At 70.5% G+C, this 8,941-nt stretch carries 6 protein-coding genes; 1 reads left to right on the forward strand and 5 read right to left on the reverse strand.

The window, feature by feature from the left end; translation table 11 throughout:
- Positions 1–90 precede the first annotated feature (90 nt).
- The 4 genes from ACWCYO_RS39460 to ACWCYO_RS39475 form a co-directional block, all read right to left on the reverse strand.
- On the reverse strand, positions 91–1,140 hold the full coding sequence (locus tag ACWCYO_RS39460) for a substrate-binding domain-containing protein (protein WP_270149814.1): 1,050 nt from the start codon (positions 1,138–1,140) through the stop codon (positions 91–93).
- A 333-nt stretch (positions 1,141–1,473) separates the two neighbouring features.
- A complete protein-coding gene (xdhC, locus tag ACWCYO_RS39465) occupies positions 1,474–2,283 on the reverse strand; it encodes a xanthine dehydrogenase accessory protein XdhC (protein WP_449786905.1) in 810 nt (269 codons plus the stop codon).
- A gap of 1 nt (position 2,284) precedes the next feature.
- Positions 2,285–4,777 (reverse strand): xanthine dehydrogenase molybdopterin binding subunit, encoded by a 2,493-nt coding sequence (gene xdhB / locus ACWCYO_RS39470; RefSeq protein WP_449786906.1) that lies wholly within the window; start codon positions 4,775–4,777, stop codon positions 2,285–2,287.
- Positions 4,774–6,270, reverse strand: coding sequence for a xanthine dehydrogenase small subunit (locus ACWCYO_RS39475; RefSeq protein WP_449786907.1), 1,497 nt, complete (start codon positions 6,268–6,270; stop codon positions 4,774–4,776). Before ACWCYO_RS39475 ends, xdhB begins: the two co-directional genes overlap by 4 nt.
- A 684-nt stretch (positions 6,271–6,954) precedes the next feature.
- Here ACWCYO_RS39475 and ACWCYO_RS39480 point away from each other — a divergent pair.
- The gene (locus ACWCYO_RS39480; RefSeq protein WP_449786908.1) at positions 6,955–7,458 is read left to right on the forward strand and encodes a nucleoside deaminase; all 504 of its coding nucleotides are present in this window, start codon (positions 6,955–6,957) and stop codon (positions 7,456–7,458) included.
- A 92-nt stretch (positions 7,459–7,550) separates the two neighbouring features.
- On the opposite strand, the gene ACWCYO_RS39485 is transcribed toward ACWCYO_RS39480, so the two are convergent.
- Complete coding sequence (locus tag ACWCYO_RS39485; RefSeq protein WP_449786909.1) at positions 7,551–8,894, reverse strand: FAD-dependent monooxygenase; 1,344 nt, start codon at positions 8,892–8,894, stop codon at positions 7,551–7,553.
- Positions 8,895–8,941 lie beyond the last annotated feature (47 nt).

Here is an 8,941-nt window from a genome sequence, read left to right on the forward strand (position 1 = left end):
CCCAGCTCCGGTCCAGGGCGCTCGCCTGGGCGTTGGTCATCCGGCCCCGGCGCGGCTGGAAGCTGCGGATGCGCCGCTCCCGGTGCGGCGTCAGCTGCAGGACACGCCCGCGGACTGCCAGGTCGCGGCGTCGACCATCTTGGTCGGGGCGAAGGCCTCCTTGGGGAAGTCCTTGCCGTTCTTGAGCTTGTCGTACATCGTCTGCACCGACAGGGCGCCGACGTCCTTGCCGTTGATGAACAGGGCGGCCTTCATGCCGGAGGGCTTGCCGGAGGCCCAGTCCTTGCACGCCAGGTAGGCGCCGAGGCCGACGCCGTCGATGTCGTCGGGGCTGACCCCGGCGTTCTGCAGGGCGGTGACGGCACCCTGGACGTTCTCGTCGTTGCAGCCCCACACCACCCAGTGCTTGACGCCGGCGTTGGCGGTGATGGTGGCGGCCACCTTGTCCTGCGCGCCGGTCGGCGTGTTGTCGGTGGCCACATCGAGGTTCTGCACGCCCGGCGCGGCCTGGTCGAAGGCGGCCTTCGCGGCCTTGACCCGGTCGCCGCAGACGGTCACGTCCTGCTTCCAGGCGGAGATGATCCGGGTGTCCGCGGGGTTCCAGCCGGCCTTCTTGAACTCCTCCGCGGCGCGCTGGCCGACCTGCTGGCCCATCTGCTGGCCGGAGAAGCCGATCCGGGGGACCAGGTCGCCCGCGGCGCACTGGGTCGGGGAGGGGCCGCTCGCGCAGACCTGGTCGTCGGAGGTGAGCAGGGCGGCCTTGGCGTCCCGGGCGGTCTGGACGACCTGCGGGCCGACCGCCGGGTCCGGCACCACGATGATCAGGCCGTTGCTCTTCTGGGCGATCGCGGCCTGCACCTCGCTGACCGTCTTGTTGGCGTCGTTGCCCAGGTTGACGACCTTCAGGTCGGCGCCCAGCTCGGCCGCCTTGGCCTTGGCGCCGGCGGCCTCGTCCACGAAGTACTGCTGGTCGCCCTGCTTCTGCAGGTAGGTGATCGAGACCTTGCCGGAGACCGGGGCCACCGAGGCGTCGGCGCCGGAGGAGGAGGTCTGCCCGGTGGAACAGGCCGTCAGGCCGAAGGCGGTGACCAGGCTCAGCGCGGCGAGCGGGGCCAGGCGGCCGCGGGGGGAGAGGTGCATGGTGGGGCTCCTGAGGGTGGGGGCCGATCAGCCAGTAGCAACAGAATCGATCAGAAAGCATCGCAATCAAACGCGATGGAGCAAAAGAAAACGCCCCGTTCAGGCCTGAGTCAAGCTCAGCTTTGCCTCCGGGGCGGTTTCGAAACCGTCTTGTGATGCCCACCGGTCCGCGCGGGCGCGCTGCGCACTCGGTACGAGGGCCCGACGTCGTCCTGGTCAGGGCCGCCCTGGGCTCCTGCCGCGGCCGGAACGCCGCGATGCAGGGAGTGCCCCGAGTGCGTGCGGGTGCACGAGCGCGGGGCACCCCCGTCGGTCCGGTTCGAGGTTCGAGGATCAGTTCCGCTCGGCTTCGAAGGTGCGCAGCAGATCCGCCGCGACGCTCACGGCGATCGTCGCGGGTTCCTTGCCGGTGATGTCGGCCAGCCCGATCGGGGTCCTGATCCGGGCGATGGTGGCCTCGTCGTGACCTCCCTCGCCGGCCAGGCGTTTGCGGAACCGCGCCCACTTGCTCGCCGACCCGATCAGCCCGATGGAGCCGAGATGGGTGGTGCGCAAGGCGGCGTCGCACAGGGCGGCGTCCTCGGCGTGATCATGGGTCATGATCAGGACGTGGGTGCCGCGCGGCAGTTCCTCCAGGATCTCCTCGGGCAGCAGCGGCGTGTGATGCACGTGCACCTGCGCCACCGCGTCCGCCAGCACGGAGAGCCGTTCGTCGGTGAGGACGTCGGGGCGGGTGTCGATCAGGTGCAGGTCGAGGTCCTGTCGTGCCAGGATGCGCGCCAGTTCCAGCCCGACGTGCCCGACGCCGAAGACCGCCACCGCCGGTACCACCGGCAGCGGTTCGAGCAGTACCGCGACCGTACCGCCGCAGCACTGCACGCCGTGGCGGTTGGTCACCTTGTCGTTCAGAGCGAAATCCATCAGCTCCGGCTCCGGCTTGGACGTGGCGATCATCTCCCGGGCCCGATCGATCGAGACGGCCTCGACGTTGCCGCCGCCGATCGAGCCCCACGTCCCGGTCTGCCCGACCACGAGCTTCGCGCCGGCGTCCCGCGGGGCATGGCCGCGCACGGTCGCGACGGTCACCAGCACGCCGTGCTCCCGGCGTGCTCGCAGCCGCGCGACCGCGGTGACCCAGGTCATGTCAGGCACCGCTCAGGGCTTCTGCGTCGGTTCGGCTCCCGCCGTTGCCGGCGTGCCCGTTCCCGGAGCGGCCATCGCTGACAAGACCGTTGCGCGCGACACCGTTCCCCGAGGTACCGTTCCCCGAGGCACCGGTCGCGGTGACACCCTTCCCGGAGACCTCGCCCCGGCGAGCCGCCTGGATCGCCCAGTACACCGCCTCCGGCGTCGCGGGCGAGGCCAACTCGACGCTGACCCCGCTCGGCCCGAACGCGGCGGCGGCCTGCCGCAAGGCTTCCCGAACCGAGAACGCCAGCATCAGCGGAGGCTCACCCACCGCCTTGGACCCGTACACCGCGCCTTCCTCGGTGGCGTTCTCCAGCAGCGTGACGTTGAACCTCTCGGGCATCTCCGAGAAGCTCGGCAGCTTGTAGGTACTCGCGGCCTGGGTCAGCAGCCGGCCGCGGTCGGGCCCGTCACCGCTGTCCCACCGCATGTCCTCGAGCGTCAGCCAGCCCGTGCCCTGCACGAAACCGCCCTCGACCTGACCGATGTCGATCATGGGCGACAGGCTGTCGCCGACGTCGTGCACGATGTCCACCTGCCGGATGCGGTACGCACCGGTGAAGCCGTCCACCTCCACCTCGGTCGCGGCGGCGCCGTAGGCGAAGTACTTGAACGGCGAGCCCCTGAACGTCTTCGCGTCCCAGTGCAGCCCCTCGGTCCGGTAGTAACCGGCCGCCGACAGCTGGACCCGCTGGAAGTACGCGCTGCGCACCAGGTCGTCCCAGGCCAGCTCCCGGTCGCTGCCGAGGACGCGCGCGACGCCGTCGACGATGCGGACGTCGGAGGCGTTCGCACCCAGCTGGGTGCCGGCCACCCGCAGCAGCCGCTCGCGCAACTGCTCGCAGGCGTTCTTCACCGCCGCACCGTTCAGGTCCGCGCCGGAACTGGCCGCGGTGGCAGAGGTGTTGGGCACCTTGTCGGTTCGCGTCGGGGCCAGCCGCACCTTGTGCAGCGGGATGCCCAGGGTCGTCGCGGCCACCTGCAGCATCTTGGTGTGCAGGCCCTGGCCCATCTCGGTGCCGCCGTGGTTGATCAGGACCGAGCCGTCCTTGTAGATCAGCACCAGCGCGCCGCCCTGGTTGAAGGCGGTGAGGTTGAAGGAGATTCCGAACTTGATGCCGGTGATCGCCAGCGCCCGCTTGGTGTTCGGGTGCGCGGCGTTGAAGGCCGCGATCTCGCGCCTGCGATCGGAGGTGCCGCCGTTCTCCTGAACCTGCCGCCAGATCTCGGAGATCCGTTCGGCCTGGGCGACGGGCTGTCCGTACGGCGTCGACTGGCCCTGGCCCGGCTGGTAGAAGTTGCGCTCCCGCAACTCCATCGGATCCAGGCCGAGCAGCGGCGCGCAGCGGCCCAGGACGTCCTCGATCACCAGCATGCCCTGCGGTCCGCCGAAGCCGCGGAACGCGGTGTTGGAGACCTTGTTGGTCTTGGCGATGCGCCCGGCGACGCGCGCGTTGGGAATCCAGTAGGTGTTGTCGATGTGGCACAGCGCGCGGGCCACCACCGGCTCGGACAGGTCCAGGCTCCAGCCGCCGTCCGCGGTCAGGGTGGCGTCCAGGGCCTGGATGCGGCCCTCGGAGTCGAAGCCGATCTTCCACGTGGCGTGGAAGCCGTGCCGCTTGCCGGACATGGTCAGGTCCTGGGTCCGGTTGAGGCGCACCCGGACCGGCCGACCGGTCAGCTTGGCGCCGAGCGCGGCGACGGCCGCGAACCCGTGCGGCTGCATCTCCTTGCCACCGAAGCCGCCACCCATCCGCAGGCACTGCACGGTCACCTCGTGGCTGTGCAGTCCGAGCACGTGGGCGACGATCTCCTGCGTCTCCGAGGGGTGCTGGGTGCTGCTCTGGACGAACACCTGATCGGCCTCGTCGATGTGGGCGAGTGCCGCGTGGGTCTCGAGGTAGAAGTGTTCCTGGTCGGAGAACTGGAACTCGCCGGTGAACACGTGGGCCGAGTCGGCGAAGCCGGCTTCGACGTCGCCGGTCAGCATCACGGGCTGGGCGCCGTGAAAACTGCCGGCCGCGATCGCGTCCCGCAGCGTGATCAGGGAGGGCTGTTCGTCGAGTTCCACCTCGACCGCCGCGGCTCCGAGCCGGGCCGCCTCCAGGGTCTCGCCGAGCACCCAGGCGACCGCGTGGCCGTGGAACATGACCTCGTCGGGGAACAGTGGTTCGTCGTGCTTCATCCCGGCGTCGTTGACGCCGGGCACGTCGGCAACGGTCAGCACGCGGACCACACCGGGCACGGTGAGCGCGGGCTCGGTGCGCAGCGCGGTGATCCTGCCGTGGGCCTTCATGACCTGGACCGGGTAGGCGTGCAGCACGTCCTTGGTGCGGTGGACCAGGTCGTCGGTGTAGAGCGCGGTCCCGGTGACGTGCAGGTGGGCGCTCTCGTGCGGCATCGAGGTGCCGACGACCGGCCGGTCGGGGCGTTCGGACAGCTGACTCATGACGACACCGCCTCGGTGGTTCGCGCGTACAGCTTCAGCAGGCTCTGGCCGAGCATCGCGGAGCGGTACTCGGCGCTGGCGCGGTGATCGGTCATCGGTGTGCCGACGGCCCGCAGCTCCCGGGCCGCGGCCTCGACGGTCTCCGCCGTCCAGGGCCTGCCCTCCAGGGCCGCCTCGGCGGCGAGGGCGCGGATCGGGGTGGCGGCCACACCGCCCAGGCCGATGCGTGCCTTGCGGACGGTCCCGTCCTCGACGTCGAGGGCGAAGGCGACCGCCACGCTGGAGATGTCGTCGAAGCGCCGTTTGGCGATCTTGTGGAAGGCCGTGACCGGGGACAGCGGCACCGGGATGCGCACCGCGCGGATCAGCTCGTCAGGGCGGCGCACGCTCTGTCGGTATCCGGTGAAGTAGTCCGCCAGCGGGACCTCGCGCTCACCGTCGGCGCTGGCGAGCACCACCGAGGCCTCCAGCGCGAGCAGCACCGGGGGGCTGTCACCGATGGGGGAGCCGGTACCCAGGTTGCCGCCCAAGGTCGCGTTGTTGCGGATGAGTCGGGAGGCGAACTGCGGGAACAGCTCGGCGAGCAGCGGGACGCTGCCGTTGAGGCGGCGCTCGATCTCGGTGAGCGTCAGCGCCGCACCGATCTCGATGTGGTCGGATTCGACCCGCAGCTCCCGCAGTTCGGACAGCCGGTCGACGGCGACCACGCAATCCGCCCGGCGGGAACGGATGTTCACCTCCACCCCCCAGTCGGTGGAGCCGGCGACCACCACCGCGTCGGGCTGCTCGCGCAGCAGGTGCACGGTTTCGGCCAGCGTGCCCCTGCGCAGGAACGCGCGGTCGCCCTGGACGTATTCGGTGGCGACCGGTTCGGGCGGGGACTGCTCGCGACGCCGCGCCAGCGGGTCCTCGTCGGTGGGGGCACCGAGGGCGAACGCGGCATCGCGAATCGGGCGGTAGCCGGTGCAGCGGCACAGGTTTCCGCTCAGTGAGTGCAGATCGAAGCCGTTCGGGCCGTGCTCGGTACCGGTGCTGTCCGCCGCGTCCGAGTCTGAGTACGGGGCCGAGTCCGGGTCCGAGCCCGGGTGCGCGCAGCGGTCGGGCCGGTAGTACTCGGAGGCCATGCTGCAGATGAACCCCGGTGTGCAGTAACCGCACTGGGAGCCGCCGCGGACCGCCATCTCCTGCTGCACCGGGTGCAGGGTGGGGGGCGTGCCGGGCCCGCCGACGGTGGCGAGACCTTCGGAGGTGACGATCTCCTGACCGTCGAGCGCCGCGACCGGGACCAGGCAGGCGTTGACCGCCACCCAGTCGGTGGGCTTGTTCACCCCGGGACGGGCCACCAGGATCGAACAGGCGCCGCATTCACCCTCGGCGCAGCCCTCCTTGGTGCCGGTGAGGCCACGGTCGCGCAGGAAATCCAACACCGTGGTGTGCGGCGCGGCCGGTGAAATCGGTGCTTCCTTGCCGTTGACCGTGATCCGTGCGCTCAACGTGGCGCGCCTTGGCGTCGGTGGGAGATCGGTCGTTTCATCACTGTTCGCCAATTTCAGGCAGCTTTCTGTGTTCAGACGCGCCACGCGCGAGGAGCGGGCGGGAAAGCGGCACGCAAAAGTGACGTGCCGGAGGTCATGACGGGAAAGCGGAACGTGCCACGGACGGGCACCCGGAACGGCGTACTCAGCAGCCGTGTGCGATCCGACCCGCAACCCAGACCGTGTCGTGGGCGAGGCGACAGAGATCAGAGTCGGTGTTCATCCGAGGGTCGCCTCCTTCCGGTCGTCATGGGTCGTCTGCTACCGCAAAGTAGCGGCTGCGGACAGCCGGGTCAAGGGCTTGTCCTCGGGCCCCCGAGAGCGGCGGTGATCGAGGAGCGGTCACCTGACCTGGGGCGATGGGCCAACTGCTGATGTGACGTCAACTACCTGCGATGGTACGGGCAGAGCGATCCTTGTAGAACTCTACGAAGGGGCCGTCAGGGTTTCCGTACGTCTTCATGCCTTCCACCCCTGACCGACTTCGTTCGGTCGGCGATGTACTCCTCGAACGAGTCGCAACGGATGAGGATCGGGCTTCCCGTCCGCGCCGGAGAAGTCATCCGGTCGGCGCATCGAGATCGTCCGGCCGTGCGAACAGAGCATTCGGGAACTCTCCCACCGTCTCCGAAAGGAATGACCATGACCGCGCACACTCAAGAAACGGGCATCCAGGGCCTCGAGCGCGCCTGGATGCACGAAGCGATCAGATTGGCCACCGAAAGCGTGACGAACGGCGGCGGTCCGTTCGGCGCACTGGTCGTCGAGGACGGCGAGATCATCGCGTTCGGGAACAATCAGGTCACCGCGACCCTGGACCCGACGGCGCACGCCGAGGTCAGCGCGATGCGATCCGCCTGCAAGCAACTGGGCACCTTCTCGCTCGAGGGCTGCGTCCTGGTCACCTCGTGCGAGCCGTGCCCGATGTGCCTCTCCTCGGCGCTGTGGGCGCGAGTCGGTCGGATCGTCTACTGCGCCGATCGGCACGATGCCGCGGTGGCCGGTTTCGACGACCGCAGGTTCTACGACCTGTTCGAGAAGAAGGTCGAACCGCTGTGGCCGATGCCGGTCCAGCAGCTGGACCTGCCGTACCGTACGGCCCCGTTCGACGTGTGGCTCGCGCGGGCCGACCGCATCGACTACTGAGCCGTCACCATGGAGAACGACCCCACTCACCATCCTGCACGGGGAAACGGCTCGGTCTCCTCAGACTGAGTTCCAGGTGGCTGCTCAGCCGGTCAACCCGCCCTCCGGCTACGGCGGGTGGGCCCTGGGCGGAGCAGGGCGTACAGGGCGCGCGGGTCGGCCAGTGCGGTGGGCCCGACCAGCTGGAGGATCTGCAGGAACCCCTTGTGCAGCTGCGGGCTTTCCGCGATGCGGGCCACCATCCGGTTCAACAGCCAGCCGCACACCGGGCTCAGCGGCGACGGCCGGTCCGTCCACCGCGAGTCCTGTGCCGTCGCGAGCAGCCAGGGCACCGACGTACGGCGGGCGAGCCGGCGCTGGAGGGCGCGGGTTCCGCCCGGGGCACGCAGCAGTCGGGCGGCTCCGGTCCGCAGGTCCTCGGCCTGCAGGGCGGCGACCGTCATCCCCTGCCCGTAGACGGGATTGAAGATGCACAGTGCGTCGCCCATGACCACGAACCGCTCGGGCCGGCGCGGCATCCGGTGGTGGAGCCGACGGCGGTTGATGAGCTTCGCATAGGTGTAGAGCGGCGTCCCGGGACCGACCGCCTCGGCCAGCGCGGTGAGCATCGGCGAACCGAGTCGCCGGGCCTGGACCCGGAACTCCGCCGGGTCGGTCGACGGCTGGTCCGAGCCGCGTCCGAACAGCAGTACCTGGATCCGGCCGCCCTCGATGGCCACGCCCATGCCGCCCCGGCCGCGCGCCCGGTGCTGCCCGATCTCGTAGACCGCGCCGCCGGTGTCCGACAGCGCGTCGTGCCGGTCCAGCCACGCGGTGACGTAGGACTGCCCGGCATCGACCACGACTTCCTCCGGTGCCGGATACCCCAGTGCGCCGAGCCAGTTGGCGGCCCGCGAGTTCCGCCCGCTGGCATCGACCACCAGGTCGGCGTCGATCACCTCGGCCGAGGCGACCGGCGCATCGTTCTCTCCGGCGGCCTGGACGGTCACCCCGGTGATCCGCGTCCCGCCGTGCGCTGCGCAGAGCCCGGTCACCGAGGTGGCGTCCCGCACCGTCACTCCGGGCAGGGCCTCGACCCTGTGCCGCATCCTGGTCTCCAGGAAGTTCCGGCTGAACAGCTGCAGCGGCAGCCCGAGCGCCTGCCGGGGGGCCGCCTGCCCCTGGTTCGAGACCAGGAGCCGTTCCCCCATGTCGACCACCGCAGCCCCATCCGCCCGCAGTTCCTCCTGCAGCCCGGGCAGCAGCCGCTCGACCGCCTGTGCCCCGCGCAGCAGCATCCCGTGTGCGTGCCGCGCCTGTGGCGCCCCCGGGCGGAAGCCCTCGTCCGCGCCGAGCCGGTCCCGCTCCAACACCAGGACCTCGTCGAACGTCCCGGCCAGCGCGGCCGCCGCCAGTAGCCCGGCGATGCTGCCCCCCACCACAACCGCTCGCGTCATGACGCTCCCTCCCCCTCGTCCGGTCGACGGGCAGGCTGCTGCCCGTC

The organism is Kitasatospora sp. NPDC001683, from assembly GCF_053596495.1.